18 protein-coding genes are annotated in these 14,890 nt (G+C 71.7%); 2 read left to right on the forward strand and 16 right to left on the reverse strand.

The window, feature by feature from the left end:
* Positions 1-124 precede the first annotated feature (124 nt).
* The 13 genes from ABTY04_RS28350 to ABTY04_RS28410 form a co-directional block, all read right to left on the reverse strand.
* On the reverse strand, positions 125-1,549 hold the full coding sequence (locus ABTY04_RS28350; protein WP_352216233.1) for an RtcB family protein: 1,425 nt from the start codon (positions 1,547-1,549) through the stop codon (positions 125-127).
* A 172-nt stretch (positions 1,550-1,721) separates the two neighbouring features.
* On the reverse strand, positions 1,722-2,156 hold the full coding sequence (locus ABTY04_RS28355; RefSeq protein ID WP_352216234.1) for an archease: 435 nt from the start codon (positions 2,154-2,156) through the stop codon (positions 1,722-1,724).
* A 38-nt stretch (positions 2,157-2,194) separates the two neighbouring features.
* Complete coding sequence (locus ABTY04_RS28360) at positions 2,195-2,701, reverse strand: CBS domain-containing protein (protein ID WP_352216235.1); 507 nt, start codon at positions 2,699-2,701, stop codon at positions 2,195-2,197.
* A gap of 259 nt (positions 2,702-2,960) precedes the next feature.
* Positions 2,961-3,236 carry a CBS domain-containing protein gene (locus ABTY04_RS28365; protein ID WP_352216236.1) on the reverse strand — a complete coding sequence of 92 codons (276 nt, stop codon included), beginning with the start codon at positions 3,234-3,236 and terminating at the stop codon, positions 2,961-2,963.
* Positions 3,190-3,471 (reverse strand): hypothetical protein, encoded by a 282-nt coding sequence (locus tag ABTY04_RS28370; protein ID WP_352216237.1) that lies wholly within the window; start codon positions 3,469-3,471, stop codon positions 3,190-3,192. The genes ABTY04_RS28365 and ABTY04_RS28370 overlap by 47 nt, the downstream gene beginning before the upstream one ends.
* Positions 3,472-3,620: 149 nt before the next feature.
* Positions 3,621-4,235, reverse strand: coding sequence for a response regulator (locus ABTY04_RS28375; RefSeq protein ID WP_502996739.1), 615 nt, complete (start codon positions 4,233-4,235; stop codon positions 3,621-3,623).
* Positions 4,236-4,315: 80 nt separating this feature from the next.
* A complete protein-coding gene (locus ABTY04_RS28380) occupies positions 4,316-5,503 on the reverse strand; it encodes a sensor histidine kinase (RefSeq protein ID WP_352216239.1) in 1,188 nt (395 codons plus the stop codon).
* A gap of 16 nt (positions 5,504-5,519) precedes the next feature.
* Positions 5,520-7,673 (reverse strand): MMPL family transporter, encoded by a 2,154-nt coding sequence (locus tag ABTY04_RS28385; RefSeq protein WP_352216240.1) that lies wholly within the window; start codon positions 7,671-7,673, stop codon positions 5,520-5,522.
* Between the two features lie 409 nt (positions 7,674-8,082).
* Positions 8,083-8,868 (reverse strand): ATP-grasp domain-containing protein, encoded by a 786-nt coding sequence (locus ABTY04_RS28390; RefSeq protein ID WP_352216241.1) that lies wholly within the window; start codon positions 8,866-8,868, stop codon positions 8,083-8,085.
* A gap of 491 nt (positions 8,869-9,359) precedes the next feature.
* Positions 9,360-9,797, reverse strand: coding sequence for a hypothetical protein (locus ABTY04_RS28395; protein ID WP_352216242.1), 438 nt, complete (start codon positions 9,795-9,797; stop codon positions 9,360-9,362).
* Between the two features lie 287 nt (positions 9,798-10,084).
* Positions 10,085-10,270: a hypothetical protein gene (locus ABTY04_RS28400; protein WP_352216243.1), complete on the reverse strand. Its 186-nt coding sequence runs from the start codon at positions 10,268-10,270 to the stop codon at positions 10,085-10,087.
* Positions 10,271-10,429: 159 nt separating this feature from the next.
* A complete protein-coding gene (locus ABTY04_RS28405) occupies positions 10,430-10,759 on the reverse strand; it encodes a transposase (RefSeq protein WP_352216287.1) in 330 nt (109 codons plus the stop codon).
* A 9-nt stretch (positions 10,760-10,768) separates the two neighbouring features.
* Entirely contained in the window at positions 10,769-10,900 is a 132-nt protein-coding gene (locus tag ABTY04_RS28410) for a hypothetical protein (RefSeq protein ID WP_352216244.1), read from the reverse strand.
* Between the two features lie 110 nt (positions 10,901-11,010).
* Here ABTY04_RS28410 and ABTY04_RS28415 point away from each other — a divergent pair, with 110 nt between their 5' ends.
* Complete coding sequence (locus tag ABTY04_RS28415) at positions 11,011-11,406, forward strand: glycosyltransferase (protein WP_502996738.1); 396 nt, start codon at positions 11,011-11,013, stop codon at positions 11,404-11,406.
* 32 nt (positions 11,407-11,438) lie between these two features.
* A complete protein-coding gene (locus ABTY04_RS28420) occupies positions 11,439-11,906 on the forward strand; it encodes a DUF4231 domain-containing protein (protein ID WP_352216245.1) in 468 nt (155 codons plus the stop codon).
* 233 nt (positions 11,907-12,139) lie between these two features.
* Here the strand turns inward: ABTY04_RS28420 and ABTY04_RS28425 are convergent, their stop codons facing one another.
* From ABTY04_RS28425 to ABTY04_RS28435, 3 genes are all read right to left on the reverse strand, one after another.
* Positions 12,140-12,688 carry a YciI family protein gene (locus ABTY04_RS28425; RefSeq protein ID WP_352216246.1) on the reverse strand — a complete coding sequence of 183 codons (549 nt, stop codon included), beginning with the start codon at positions 12,686-12,688 and terminating at the stop codon, positions 12,140-12,142.
* A gap of 527 nt (positions 12,689-13,215) precedes the next feature.
* The gene (locus ABTY04_RS28430; protein ID WP_352216247.1) at positions 13,216-13,854 is read right to left on the reverse strand and encodes a prealbumin-like fold domain-containing protein; all 639 of its coding nucleotides are present in this window, start codon (positions 13,852-13,854) and stop codon (positions 13,216-13,218) included.
* 317 nt (positions 13,855-14,171) lie between these two features.
* Positions 14,172-14,816 (reverse strand): dihydrofolate reductase family protein, encoded by a 645-nt coding sequence (locus ABTY04_RS28435; RefSeq protein ID WP_352216248.1) that lies wholly within the window; start codon positions 14,814-14,816, stop codon positions 14,172-14,174.
* Between the last annotated feature and the right edge of the window lie 74 nt (positions 14,817-14,890).

Genomic DNA, 14,890 nt, shown 5'->3' on the forward strand with positions numbered 1-14,890 from the left:
TGGTCAGGAACAGACTTCGGCTCGGCGGCCCACCTGAAAGCATGGCCGCCGCTCAATGGGCCGCCGCCGACGGCGCCGCCTCTGGCACCGGCCCGCTTCCGCGGGTGAAGATGCGCGAGATTGTTCATCCCTTGACGACCCCAAGCGGTACCAGGCGGGCGACCAGCCGGGCGAGCCCCGCTCCCTCCGTGGCGGCGGCCACGGCGTCGACGTCCTTGTAGGCGTCCGGTGCCTCCTCGGCGAGCGCGCGCCAGGAGGCCGGGCGGACCGCGATGCCGTCGGATTCCAGCTCCGCGTGCAGTTGCTCGCCGCGGACCCGGCGCAGCGCCTGGTGGCGGCTCCAGACGCGTCCGGCGCCGTGGGCGGACGACCAGAAGGCGTCGTTGCCGGCGGCACCGGCCATCACGTACGAGGCCGTGCCCATGGTGCCGGGCACCAGGACCGGCTGCCCGGACTCCGCGAGGTCGTCCGGCAGCTCCGGGTGGCGGGGCGGCAGGGCCCGGGTGGCGCCCTTGCGGTGGACGCACAGTCGACGCCGTACCCCGTCCACGTCGTGGGTCTCGATCTTCGCCATGTTGTGGGAGACGTCGTAGACCAGGTCCAGACCCACCCCGGCGGCGACGGTGAAGGCGTGACGCGCGGCCTCGGTGAGCAACTGCCTGTTGGCGCGCCCGTAGTTGGCGGCGGCCGCCATCGCCCCGAGATAGGCCCGGCCCGGTACGGAGACGGCGGGCGCGCATGCCAGCTGCCGGTCCGGCAGCTGGATGCCGTAGGCGCGCAGGGACTGGTCCATGACCCGGACGTGGTCGCTGCACACCTGGTGGCCCAGGCCGCGCGAGCCGCAGTGGATCATGACGCACACCTGGCCGGGGTGCAGGCCGAAGGCAGTCGCGGTCCGGGCGTCGTACACCCGGTCCACGGCCTGCACCTCCAGGAAGTGGTTGGCCGACCCCAGGCTGCCCACCTGCCGGAGCCCACGGTCCACAGCCCGTTGGCCGACCTGCGTGGGATCCGCCCCCGCCAGCGTCCCGCCGTCCTCACAGCGCTCCAGGTCACGGGCCACTCCCCTGCCGTGCTCGACCGCGTACGCGGCCCCGGCGACCATGAGCTCCTCCAGCTGGGGGCGTCCGGACAGCTTCCACAGCCCGCCGGGTCCCAGGCCGCGCGGCACGGTGTCGCCGAGGATGTCCATCAAGCGCCGCATCCGGGGGGCCAGCGGGTCGCGGTCGATGCCGGCGGCGAGCAGCCGGACGCCGCAGGAGATGTCGAACCCGACACCACCGGGCGAGATCACACCGCCCGCGTCGATGTCGGTGGCAGCCACGCCTCCGATCGGGAAGCCGTATCCCCAGTGCACGTCGGGCATGGCGTACGAGGCACGGACGATACCGGGCAGCGTCGCCACGTTCGCCACCTGTTCGAGCGCTTTGTCCCCGGCCGCCTGCGGCAGGAGCTCCCGCGTCGCGAAGACGACGCCGGGAACGCGCATCGTGCCCTGCGGCTCGATGCGGAACCGGACGGGGGTCTCTTGCACCAGCCTGATGTCCATGCTCGTCACCCTCTCTGCACGCTTTCCCGTCTGCGCGGCGGCCGCCCGCCCCGCGGCGCGGGGTTCACCCCGAAACCGGTGCGGTCAGGAGGCCGCCTGAAGAAGGGCGCCGGCGTCGTGCGGTAGCTGCTGCAAGGCCGCCGTCTCCCTGTGCCACCGTCCGGGGCGGGGGTCACACGTCGAGCGTCACCGAGCACGTCCAGCCGTCTGGCCCGCGGGTCAGAGCCAGCCCGTGCAGTGTGACGGCCTTCGGCGCGGCGCCCGTCACCGGAAGCGACCCGGCGTCGGCCATCCGCAGAACGCCGCGCACGCCGCCGTCGACCGGGATCAGCTCCACATCGACCGGGACCTCGCCCTCGATGTCGAGCCAGTACACGACCTCCTCCAGTAGACCGACCAGCAGATCCTCCTCCCGGTCCGCCTGCACCACGATCTCCCGCCGATGGGCACCGGCCGCCCCCGCCAGGTCCAGGAACGACTCGCAGACACCCCGCACCGCCTGCGTCAGGCACTCCTCGCGCGTGGGGGCCCACGCCTCCACTCGCAGGTCCGCCGTATGCGGAATACCGCGATACCCGCCGCATCCGGCGGCTCCGTACGGTCTCATCGCACCCCGCCTCACCCGCGCGTCGCGTCGTCCGGCGGTCAGGGAACGGCCGTGCCACGGTAGTCCCGCCGATGCGGCAGCCCGGGCAGCACCGTGGGGACCTGTGGCCGCCGGTCTGCGGGCCCCTCCCGCACCGGATGGCCGGCGAGGACCGCGACGATGTCGGCCGCGGTCAGCACCCCGGCAAGACGCCCGTCCTCAGCCAGCACCGGAAGGGCGTCGGCTTCGGTGTACGTCATCAGGTCCACCGCGTGGCGTACGGTCTGCTCCACGCGTACGAGCGCCGGCCCGTGGCCCCGAAGGAGTTCGTCCACCCGCAGGACGGACAACGAGACGGCAGGTGCCGCACAGGCGACCGCCACATCAGCCCTGTCCAGCAAGCCGACACAGCGACCGTCCGGACGCACCACCGGAAGATGACGGGAGCCCGACCGTTGCAGCAGCTCCCACGCCACGAGCACGGTTTCGCCGGCATCGACCGTCACCGCCGCGGGGCGCATCACGGCGGCGACCGTTCGCGCCAAGACTTCCTGCTGGCCTTCCATGACCGCCTCCTCGGTCGCCGGGTCGGGCAGCTGCCGGACTGGTACGACCGGACAGCCACCTCGACGTCGGGGGATGAACCCCCGGCGAGTTGCCTCCCGGACTTCGATGAGGTGCAGGCCGAAAGGCGGACCTCCCACTTACAGGATCGGCGCTTCGCGCACCATCGGCAGGACGGAGCACGCTTTGCGGGGGCAGGCCCCACGACGGCGCACAGAAGACCTGCGAGAACAAGCCCCCGTCCACCGCCAGGGCCAGGCACTACGCGCCCCGGTGCTCACCGCGCCTGCGCGGAGTGGTCGCCATCAGCCACGTGACCGTGCGGCTGACGTCCGACGCGGAGACGATGCCGACCGGTCTGTCCGCGTCGAGCACCAGAACGCGGTGCGCTGCGCCCGGCTCGATGCGGGGCAGCAGGTCAGCCAGGGGATCGTCCACGCCGACGACCGTGACCTGCGACAGCGGCACCACGGCGTGACCGGGTCCGGCGTCATGGCGTGTCGTACCGGAACCCCGGCGAGGGCTTGGCGCCCCCACCGACCTTCACCTCGGGGTGCCGGCGGAGCCATGCGGCCAGGTCCTCGCCCCCACCGCCGTCGAAGAGATGGAGCGGCCGGTGGGTGGCCTCGTCGACCGGCAACATGCCGTAATGGCGGCCCTTGCGGAAGGCGAAGTCGTCGATGCCCAGCACCTCCGCCTCGCCGGCATCTGGCCCAGGCAGGGCTCTGACGAGCCGCAGCAGCGGGGTGCAGCGGCTGTGCGGGGTGGTCACGGCTGTGCGGGGTGGTCAGCCCCGCGAGCTGCTCGGCGAACGTCACCGCCGGACAGGCGGCGGTCGGGCAGCGGAAGCGGCAGCGCCGGCTGACCGGCGTGGACGAGATGTGCACCCCCTTCCCTGCCCGCTCGGTCAGGAAGCCAGGCTCATGGCTCACCGTCTCCGGGCACCACGAGCCCTGACTCGTACGCCACGATCACGAGCTGCGCCCGGTCGCGTACCCCCAACTTCCCGATGATCCGGCTCACATGGGTCTTCGCGGTGAGGGGGCTCAGGGCCAGCGCGTCGGCGATCTCCGTGTTGTTGAGGCCCCGGGCCACGAGGGTGAGGACTTCCCGCTCCCGGTCGGAGAGCGGGTCGAGGGCTGCGGGGGCCGGGGCCGAACTCGGGGTGCGCAGGACCCGGGCGATCAGCCGGGCCGTCGGGCCCGGTGAAAGGAGCGACTCGCCACCGGCCACCGTGCGGATGGCGGCCAGGAGTTCGGCCGGCCTGGTGTCCTTCACGAGGAAGCCGGAGGCCCCGGACCGCAGCGCTTCGACGACGTTCTCGTCGGTGTCGTACGTCGTGAGGACCAGGACCTTCACCCCGGCCAGGTCCTCGGTGGAGGCGATCAGCCGGGTCGCCTCGATGCCGTCGATTCCCGGCATCCTGATGTCCATGACGACCACGTCAGCCCGCTCGGCGTGGGCCAGTTCCACGGCTTCCCGCCCGTTGGCGGCCTGTCCGACGACCGCCATGCCGGGAGCCGATTCGATGAGCATCGCGAAGGCCGCCCGTACGAGCGTCTGGTCGTCGGCGAGCAGCACCCGGATGACGCGGTCCTGACCGTCCGGTGGTGTGGTCACGCGGATGCCTCCGGGGAACGGGGTGGGAGTGGGAGCGGCAGGCTGGCCGCGACTTCGAAGCCGCCGCCGGAGCGGGGGCCCGTCCGCACGGTGCCGCCGACGCTGCGGGCCCGCTCGCCCATGCCGACGATGCCGAAACCCGGGGCGGTGGAACCCGCTCCCGGTCCCCGGCCGTCATCGCTGACAGTGAGCCGCAGAGCCCCGTCCGCCGACGCCACACGCACCCGGACGGTGGCGCCGGGACCCGCGTGGCGGACCGCGTTGGTCAGCGACTCCTGGACGATGCGGTAGGCGGCGGCCCCCACCGCCGACGGGACATGGACTCCGTCGGTGTCCATGACCAGCTCCGCCTCGGCCGTACGGACCAGATCCGGCAGCCCCGCGAGGTCCGGCAGCGGCCCGTGCTCGTCGGCGCGGAGCACGGTCAGGGTGGTACGGAGCTCCGCGCGGGCCTCGCGGCAGGTGTCGGCGATGGAGTCCAGCGCCTCGGCGATCGCCGCCCGGTCGAGCCGGTCCGGGTCCACGGCGAGGACATGGGCGGCGACCGACGTACGGACACCGATCAGCGTGATGCTGTGGGCCAGCAGGTCGTGCAGGTCGCGGGCGATGCGCAGACGCTCCTCCGCGATCCTGCGGTCGTTGGCCTGTCCGACCCGGGTGCGCTCCTCGGCCAGGTACTTGCGGTAGTTGCGGACGGCGACGCCGAGCACGAGGGCCGCCACCAGCCAGCCGGAGGTGCGCAGTACGTCCAGGGCGCGGTGGACGCCGTTGGACGACATGGCGCTCACCGCGAAGCCCACGACGCACACGCCGACCGTCACCGTCCGGCGGACGGTGCCGGTGGCGGCCACGGTGTACAGGGCGAGCATTCCGGCCGGCAAGGGGGCGGCGTGGGCGTTGTCGAGCAGTTGGTACGGGGCGATGCAGGCGACGGTCGCGACCACCACCCCGACCGGGTGGCGCCGCCGCCACGCCAGGACCAGGGCCGAGCAGGCGAGCAGGGCCCACCCGAGCGCGTCCGGCCGCATCGCGGTGTCGGCGTACGCAATGGCCCCGCACAGCAGGGCGACACCGGCCGCGATCACCGCGTCGTTCCGCGTCGGGTGCGCCGCCGCCAGGGGGTCCTGGTGCAGTGCGCGCAGTACGCGCTCGGCCGCGCTCGGAGGGTCGGTCACTTCATCCACCCGGACATCGTCGCTCTCATCGCCGGTCGCCGACCAGTTGCGGCGCGGATCCGGCGACCGGGGCCGGGGCGGCGGAAGGCCGGCCCGGCCACCACATCCTGCGGCCCAGCAGCACGCTGGCGCTCGTCACCAAGTACGTGCGGACGAGGAAGGTGTCCAAGATCACCCCGACCGCGACGACCGTGCCCATCTCCACGAACATCACCAGGGGGAGCGAGGCGAGCACCGCGAAGGTCGCCGCCAGGACGATCCCGGCCGAGGCGATCACTCCACCGGTGGTGCGCAACGCGGTCAGCGCGGCTTGCCCCGGCTCCGCGCCGCCCCGGGTCTCCTCGCGGGTGCGGTGCATCAGGAAGATGCCGTAGTCGACGCCGAGGGCGACCAGGAAGACGAAGGTCAGCAGAGGCAGCCCCGGGTCGACGCCGGTGAAGCCGAACACCGGGCCGAAGACCAGTCCGCCGATACCCAGCGCCGCGCCCCACACCAGCACGACGGCGGCGACCAGCAGCAGCGCGGCGACCAGGCTGCGCAGCAACAGGACGAGGACGAGCAGCACCGAGACGAGGACGAGGGGGATGACGATCAGGCGGTCGTGGGCGTTGGTGGTGGCCAGGTCGAGTTGCCGGGCGCTCGCGCCGCCCACGTGCGCGCCGTCGAGCGTGGCCCGCAGCCGTTCGATGGCGGCGCTCTCCCCTGCGGACTCGGGCGCGGCCTTGGCGGTGACGGCGATCTCGGTCCAGCCGCCGCCGCTGCGGCCCCTCTCGGCGCTCGCGACGCCTTCGACAGACCTGGCTTCGGCGAGAATCCGGTCGGCTGCTCCGGTGGGCGCCATGACCTCGATGGGCCGGCTGCTGCGATCCGGGAAGGCCTTGGCCAGCGTTCCCATGCCGGCGATCGACTCGGGCTTGCTGGTGAAGCTGTCCTCCCTCTTGAGCGCCCCGGGAAGGTGGAACACACCGAGCGCCAGCGCGCCGAGCAGGACGACTCCCGTCACGAGCACGGCGACCGGCCGCTTGCCTGCCGAACTCCCCATCGCAGCGAAGACGTCGAGTCTGCGCTGCTTGGGTTCGCTGCCGTACGCGGGAATCAATGGCCAGAACACACGCCGTCCGAGCAGCACCAGGACCGCCGGCAACAGCGTGACCATCGCGATCAGCGCGCACAGTACGCCCACCGCACCGACCGGGCCGAGGCCGCGGATGTTGTTGAGGTCGGCGGCGAGCAGACAGGCCAACCCCGCCACGACCGTCCCGCAGGAGGCCAGCAGCGCCGGCCCGCAACCGCGCAGCGCGGTGCGCATCGCATCGTACGGAAGGGGGGTACGGCGCAGTTCGTCGCGGTAGCGGGCGACGAGCAGCAGTGCGTAGTCGGTACCCGCACCGAAGACCAGGACCGTCATGATCCCGGCGCTCTGGCTGGTCACGGTGAGCCCGAAGCCCGAGGCGAGCCCGTACACGGCGGCCCGCGCGCAGACCGCACCCGCCCCGACCACCACCAGCGGCACCAGCCAGAGCACCGGGCTCCGGTAGGTGAGGATGAGGAGCAGGGCCACCACCAGGCCGGTTGCCAGCATCAGCGTCCCGTCGATGGAGCCGAACACCTCCTTGGCGTCGACTTCGACGGCGCCGTCGCCGCCGACCCACACGGTCAGCCCGTCGGTACCGCGCGCATGGGCCCGTACACCCTCGACGAAGGCCTTCTTCGCCGCGTCGTCCGTGCCGGGCGCGGCCGTGGACAGCGCGTACATGAGAGTGGTGCCGTCCCCGGACGGAACACCGGGTCCGCGGAGGGTCGCGCCGAAGTCCCGGGGATCCTTCGACCCGGCGAGCAGCGCGGGGGGCTCGGCGGATCCTCTGGCCGTCGTACCCTCCGGGACCGTGACCGCCGCGACTTGCCGTTCGGCGGTGCTCCGGTCGGCGGCGGTCAGCCCGCCGTCGCGGTGGTAGACGAGCAGCACGCCGGTCACCTCGCCGCCGGGCAGCTCCTCCTGGAGCCTGGCCACCTGCGTCGAGTCGGCTCCCGACGGCAGATAGTCCGCCGTCCGGTCACGCTGTACGTCCGCGAGCCTGCCCGCGAACGGCCCGGCGACGGCGATCGCGATCACCCACAACACCAGCACGCCCCAAGGAATCACCCTGCGGTACACGCCCGCCCGCCCCGTCTGCCCCATCTCGGGCCCTCCGCATGAACTCAGCCCGGTGGCCCCGATGGCCCGCCCGGTCACCTCCAGAGTCCCGCCCCCGAAGGTCCGTTCCCTCACGCCAACGCAGGAGATCGCCCCTACTCCCCCGGGCGTCGCGGACCCTCCCGTACTCCCCCGGGAGTAGCGCCACTACTGCGCCGGACCTGACCTGCGGACCGGGTCCTGCGCGTCCACGGATCGTCGGCTGCCACGCTCGCCCATTGCATGCGCAGCATCCGGTCGCCGATACCGTGAGCACCACTACGAGGCCCCGGCCCGCCCGAGCGGAGAACCCCTCATCCCGACCTCGGTCGAGAGCGTGCCCCAACCGTGCCCTTCAGAGCGGTGAACAGCGGTCACCACGGGCGCCAGGCGTGCCCTCGGACGGCGACTCCGGTCAGCCTTGAGCCCGTTCCCGACGGGCCGCTGAGCCGCTCAGGTAGGGCCGGTCCCGCTCGGCGACCGCGGCGATCGGGCCGGCGGCGCGGAGCACCACGTCGAGGACGCGGTCCGGTTCGGCGGCGTAACAGTGGGCGAACCAGGCCATGTTCGCCTCGACCACCGCCCAGCCGCCATCGGCGAGCCGGCCGATGTCCAGGCACACCGCGCTGGGCAGACCGGCGGCCGTGGCGTCGAGGACGGTGCGGCCGAAGGCACGGCTTTCGGCGTCCAGCGGCGCCGGGTCGAGACGTCCGTGGAGGGCGTAGCGGCTTCCGGTGACGGCTTCGCCGTCGAGGACGAACAGCCGGTACTCGGCGGTGAACTCCACCACCCCGCTCACCAGGACCGGCGTGGAGCCATCGAGCCCGCCGGGCAGGCTGGTCCCGTCCTCGTGGACGGCGGCGGGCAGCAGGTCGATCTTGGCCGAGGGCGGCTTCACGAAGGCCCGTTCCCGCAGCGCCCGGGCCTCGGCGAGGGTGGTGAGCCGTACGCAGCGCCGCAGGAGGGGGCGCGGTACGTGCGTCAGCCAGTCGTCGGCCGGTTCGAGCAGCCCGAGGCCCAGCGGGCCGGCAAGGCGTGCGGCCGCACGGGGGCCTCCGTACCAGTGCACCCGGCGTCCTTCGGCACGCGCCGCCCGGTCGGCCACCTCGTAGCCGCGCCAGGCTGCTGCCCGGGCAATGAGTTCGGCGGTCGAGGTGCGGGGTGCGGGCAGGAGAAGGACGGGCGGGGTGCGGGCTTCCATTCCGGCGAGCCTAACGAACCCGGCCACCGACCGAACAAGCGCCCGAAGACTCCGGCCTGAGGGGCGAGCAGCGGGAGGAAACCAGCCCAGGCGCCACGAGCCCGTATCTTGCGCCCACACCATCCCGCCCCCGCCGGCACGGCACAGGGGCAGACGGTCGCGACGGAAAGAACCGCGGCGCCTGCGTCGGGCCGGGTGTGTACGTGACGGTGTCGCCTCCGCAGCCCGCGGCTACGTCGAGGAGCCCCGGGCTCCGGCGGCGAGGGCAGGTGAACGCATCCGAAACCGCGAATACAGCTGAAGGCGGGGTCGTCGTAGGGGGTGACGATCGGTGATCATCACGGTATGCGGAGTGTGTGAGGCATCCGCAGGGTGGGGATCTCACTGCGAAGAGGCAGGCGTTCCGCGAGCGGGTCCGGCCGCAGCGACATCATCGACGGATGCCTCACTGCGACCGGACTCACACTGACGACACCACGCCGGCAGCCTCGTCAACCGCAGTCACCGAGGACCGACCCCGACCCGTCGGGGGTCTGCATGGCCCACACCATGAACAACTCCAGCAGGATCGCCGGCACATTGATCGACACGCTGATGAGGGCCAGGAGCCCCGGCCAGGTGTCCCAGAGCCGGACACCATGGCGTCGCCGGAGCCGCCTGGCGAGCAGCACGCAGACGACCACCGCCGACAGACCGAGGGCCAGCCCTGCCCAACCGGCGACGTGTTCCGTTTTCGGGAAGGGCATGTGCCGACAAGCTGCCTGTTGCCGGTCGATCCAATCCCCGTGGATGACCTGCACGTAGTACGAACTGACCACGCCGAGAGCGGCTGTGGCCGGGACGATGAGCGCGGAGATCACGATGCCGGGAGTGACCGGACGCTGCCGCGTGATGTCGCCGGACGCGGTGGTGGAGGGAGGAGTGTCCATCAGTACCAATTCGGGTGGGGTCGGACGATGCGGATGCGCTGATCGCCGTGGTTCCTGGTGGCGACGTGTTCGCGCCTGTCCAGGCTCACGCTCTGGAACGAGCTCGTGTGCTGGGTCAGTTTGATGTCGCCGCCAGGGGTCACAGAGGTGACGACGGCAGCGTGATAGATCTCGCCCTGAGGCTCCGCTGGTCCAGCCAGAGCCACCCCAGGCCGCTCTCCCGTCCCCAGGTGTTGTCCCCGCGGGGCCCCAGCCAGAAGTCGAACTTCTCCTGCATGCCTCCGGCCTCAAGGGACGAAGATACGAAATTGGCGCAGTTCAACGCCGCGGCCGGAGGCCCAGCCGTGGTGGCCGTCGGCTGCCGTATCACTCGAATCGAGGGACTGGCGAAGGTTCTCCAGTGCCTCTTCAGCGACCGTGCGCGCTCCCCCTGCACTTTGCCGCACATAGTGGGTCTTGATGTCTATGTCCACGAAATCCCCCGTGAATGGTGCGAGGGACACCCTAACCTCGACTGCGCGTTCGGTTCGTCAGGGTCACGTTGGGTTCAAGGACAATCAACCGTGAGGTCAGCAGGAACGGCGGCCGGCGTGCCTGTCGAGCGGACTCGCGGATCAACAGGAGTGCGGCCTTCAGGCGGAGCTTCCGACGGCGCCGGACGCATCGTCGCACCCCCCCCGTTCGGGATCGGCGTCGGCGGCGGCGTGGTGAGCGCGCGCCTGGTGGAGTCGATACTGACCATCACCCCGCTTCGCGGCGTCCGCGATCAGGCCCTCCAGCAGGGCCTCGAACACGCCGACGTCGCGCCACTGCCGGAAGCGGTTGGAGACGGTCGGCAAGGCGCCGGTCCCCTTCGGCATCTCCCGCTGCTGCCCGCCCGTCCTGAAGAGCCACATCACCCCCTCGAACTGCTGCCGCAGGAGTTCGGGGTACGGGCCGTACCACGCCTTGGTACACGCCAGTCCTGGACCTCACCCGTCGAAGCGGGACCAGCGGCAGTCGTGTTCGAGCAGCGGCGTCAGGGTCCCGCGGTGGAGCGAGCCGAAGCAGACGACCGCCTCGTCCTCGTCGCCGCTGACCTGCACGAGCAGTCCCAGAGCCACGAAGAACTTCTCGGCGGTGTAGTTCGGCAGGAACGGACTCAGGGGACGGCGCGCAGCATGTCCCACAGCGCGTCGAAGCGCGCGGTCGGACCGGGCACGCGGACAAGGCGGTGCAGGCTCTGAGCCTCGCCGGGTTCGACCGGCGCCTGCCGACGGTGTACTTCACCGGCGGCGCGCAGGGCGCGCAGCAGATCAACGGGGTTGTCCGGAACGTGCTCCCTTGGCTGTTGAGCCATGCAAACGTGATCCACCAATGCGGACCGGCGAACGTGGACGAGTTCCGCGCTGCCGCCGCAGGGCTGGATCCGGTCCTTGCGGGCCGGTACCACCTGACCGGGTTCGTCGGGGCCGAGCCGCCCGATGTGCAGGCACTGGCCGATGTCGTGGTGTCCCGGAGCGGGACCGTCCCGCTCACCGAAATACAGGCCGGCCTGCCGACGGGTTCGCCGGAAATCACTGATCGCTGCTGCAGCAGCGCAGAAGGGGTGCCCTCGGCGAACGGCTGACACCATGGCCGTCGGCGGCCAGGATGGTGTCCATGCTCAGACAGAGCCCAGATCATCACGCCTGGAACACCGCTCCCGACCCGCTGCTCGCCCTCGCTCAGCGCGAGCTCGCGTTCTACCAGGGCATCTGCGACTCCTCGCGGCGCTGGCACCGCACCATCGAACTGGGCGCGCTGGCCAGCGCCTCCGCCACGGTGGTGGCGGCCGGCCTGCACGCCCCTGCCTGGGTCACGGCTCTCATTGCCGGTGGCGCACTGTTCTTCACCGGGTTCCGCCAGGTCTTCGCACCGGGACCGCGCTGGGTACTGGCCGCCCAGGCCCGGGAATCCCTGCGCCGCGCGGTCAACCGGTACCAGCTGCTCCCCGAAGGCGACCGCGACGCACAGGCCCGAGCCCAACTGCTCGCCGCCATCGAGCAGGTAGGCGAGCATCAGGTCAGCCGATGGTCGGAACAACGGCAGCGCACGTCCGCCGAGGGGGCTGCCCAGCAAACGGGATGACTCGGTGAGGTGGAGTGGGCGCCAGCCCATGGAAGGGCCTCCATCCAGCGGATCGTCAAGCCCTGGCGGTCGGCCAGGGCCTCGCCACGGGTCACAGGGCTGCGGCATCCTTGGGCACGGCGCCTCCGACCGGGCCCGCGACTACCACCACACGCAGGTACCTGTTGACCACGGTCCTACGACCGAACCGGCCGACTGCCGTCGCAGCCGCCCGGTTCGGTGAAGGATCGTCACTACCGTCGGCCGCCGAACTCCCAGTCGTGCACCTCGACGTCGGCGTACCGGTCCGCGGTCAGGACGGAGCGGGCCCTCTCCGGGTCCGGCGCCTCGACCAACGCCGCGGTACCCAGCCACGCGGCGCCGTCGTCGGAGAGCAGCGGCCCGTACGCGATCAACGCCTTTCGGTCCGGCGGCACCTCCAGGTCGACCGGTTCCCCCGCGCCCAGCCCGAGCACCAGATATCGGTTGCCGCCGCTGACGCCGCGAGGGAAGTCCCACATCGTGCGCCCCAGGGCATTGCGCCACCGGCGCAGCAGCACGTCCCGGTAGGCGCCGGCCTGGTAACCCGGCTCGTCGAAGGCGAAAGCCCGCGCCGCGGCCGGACCTGGCAGATCGACGATGTGCACGCTGCCGGAGAGGGTCTCGCCGTCGTCGGCGAAGGTCGGCCCCCGGGCGATCATCTCCTTGGCGTACCGGTCCATGTACGACCAGTGCTCCTCCAGCAGCTCTTCACGCAGGGGCAGGGAACCGGGCCGGTCCCGGTGGTAAACGAGGAATTCCATGCCCAGAGGATGCGTACTCGGCGGTGATCATGTCGAGCGCGCGGCCCGTGCTGGACTCCCGGGCCGCTCGCTGTCGGTCTGTAGGCATCCAGGGCTACACCGCTGCGCGCTACGGGCGAAGGAACGCGCCCGCCGGCCCCGTGGGCCCCGTGGCCGGCGCGGGTGGCGCTTCATGACCATCGACCTGCTCGTCATCTACACGACCCGGCTGGAGGCGTGCCGCGACTTCTACGTCGGCCTCGGCCTCGACCTCGTACCGGAGCGGCACGGCACGGCAACGGGCCGGACCACTACGCCGTGGTCCTCGCCGACGGAGGTGTCCTGGAGCTGTACCCGGCCATGCGCCGACCGGAAACCGGGACCGTATTCCCCGCCCCGTGGGCAGCAACCGGGGTCCGTCCCGAGCGGAGGAGCAGCCGTCAGCCGGCCGGTCCCATGGGCGGGTCACCGTGCCGCGCCTCGCCGCGCACGACGTGACCAGCCCCGCCGTGGCCGTGCTCTGCCACCAGGTTACGGCCGCTTGCGGGTCACTCGCTCGTGGTGTGGCTTGCGCCCAGGGCCGGTGGGCCGGTCCGGACGATGTGACGGGCTTCGAGCCCATCGGATTCCCGTGCGTTCTCGGCAATGACCGTCACGCCCTCGTCGACGTTCTCCTGCCACAGGATGAGCGGGCCGAACACCGGGTTCGTCGGCAGTTCGTACCCGGGCGGAGCCTGCGTCTCCACCCAGTAGTACGTGCCGAAGTCCACGGTACGGGAGCACACACCGTTGGCCCCGGTGGTGCAGGGACCGCCGATGTCGGTGTCCGGGTCGGCGCCGGTGGTCTGGAGGCCCGGGATGCCATTGGTCTCCTCCCACATCTGGAAGACGGCGCCGGCCAGCGGATTGCCCGTGTCGAAGTCCTCCTTGACCACCGTGACCGCACCGGTGGCGGGCAGGCTGGGCCCGTCACAGTCGGTCGAGCCGTCGGGGCAGTGGCGCGGTGGGCGGCAAGGGCCGCTCCGGAAGGACAGAACGCTGTGGGGAGTGAACCAGCCGCCGTAACCCGGTGGGCACACGGCGCCCGCGCCGCCGTCGTCGTCGCCGCCGACCGGAGCCCTGTTCGGGTACGGCTCTGCCGCCGCAGCGTACGAGGGGGTCGCGGCCAGCAGCGCAGCCGTCGCCATCCCGAGGATCCAAGGACGCCACGAGGCCCATGTCCAGCGCAGTTCACGAGGTGCCATGGCACGACATGATCGAGCCGGGTGGGCGCAGCGCGAGATGACGACACTCCCGCACTACGGCATTCCGTCCGTACAACCACTCGGACGGGTTCGGGGCGAACGCAGCGGAGAGCAACGGAACGCAAGGGCCGGTACCGGGGAGACCGGTACCGGCCATTGCCGCCGGCCGGAGATGGCACCGCCGTACCAGTCGTTGCCCACGGGGGCGCCGAAGGCGGTGCAGCTGAAGCATCCGGACCCGCCAGGCACGCCGCGCGGCTTCAGTCGTCGCTTCCGACACCGCGATCGGGTGCGCTCATGTCGCCCGTGGCGGGCGTACCGTCGGCGAGCCCGTAGCGCAGGTACACGGTGCCCTTCGGGCTGGCTGCCGGGGGTTCGAGGAGCGTGACGTTGGTGGGCACCGCGCCATCGTCGAACACCTTCTTCCCGACGCCGAGCACGATCGGGTGCAGCCAGAGGTCGAGACGGTCGAAGAGCTTCTCGCGCAGGAGGGTCTGCACGAGGTTCAGGCTTCCGACGACCTTCACGTGCTCGTGCCGGTCCCGGATCTCGCGCACCGCGTCGGCCAGGTCCGGGCCGAGCTGCGTGGACCCGGCCCACGAGAGGTCGGGCCTGCCGCGGGAGGCCACGTACTTCGGGACGCTGTTGAAGAGCGTGGCGATCTCGCCGTCCTCGCCGCCCTTCTGGTGCGGCCAGTAGGCGGCGAAGATGTCGTACGTCCGGCGGCCGAGCAGGAGGGCGTCCGTGCCCTCGTACGCAGCTCCGATCTGCGCCCCGGCGACCTCGTCCAGCAGGGGCGCCTGCCAGCCGCCGAACGGGAACCCCACCGGGTCCTCGTCCGGACCGCCGGGCGCCTGCCCGACGAGGTCGAGGGTCGCGAACATCTCGATGTGGATGAGGCCCATGGCTTGCTCCCGATGAGTCGGTTGTCTGCGTCAAGAGATAGACCTGCGGATGCCCGCAGACTCATCGCCGCGCC

It is taken from the genome of Streptomyces sp. NPDC097981, from assembly GCF_040302565.1.
Lineage (GTDB): Bacteria > Actinomycetota > Actinomycetes > Streptomycetales > Streptomycetaceae > Streptomyces.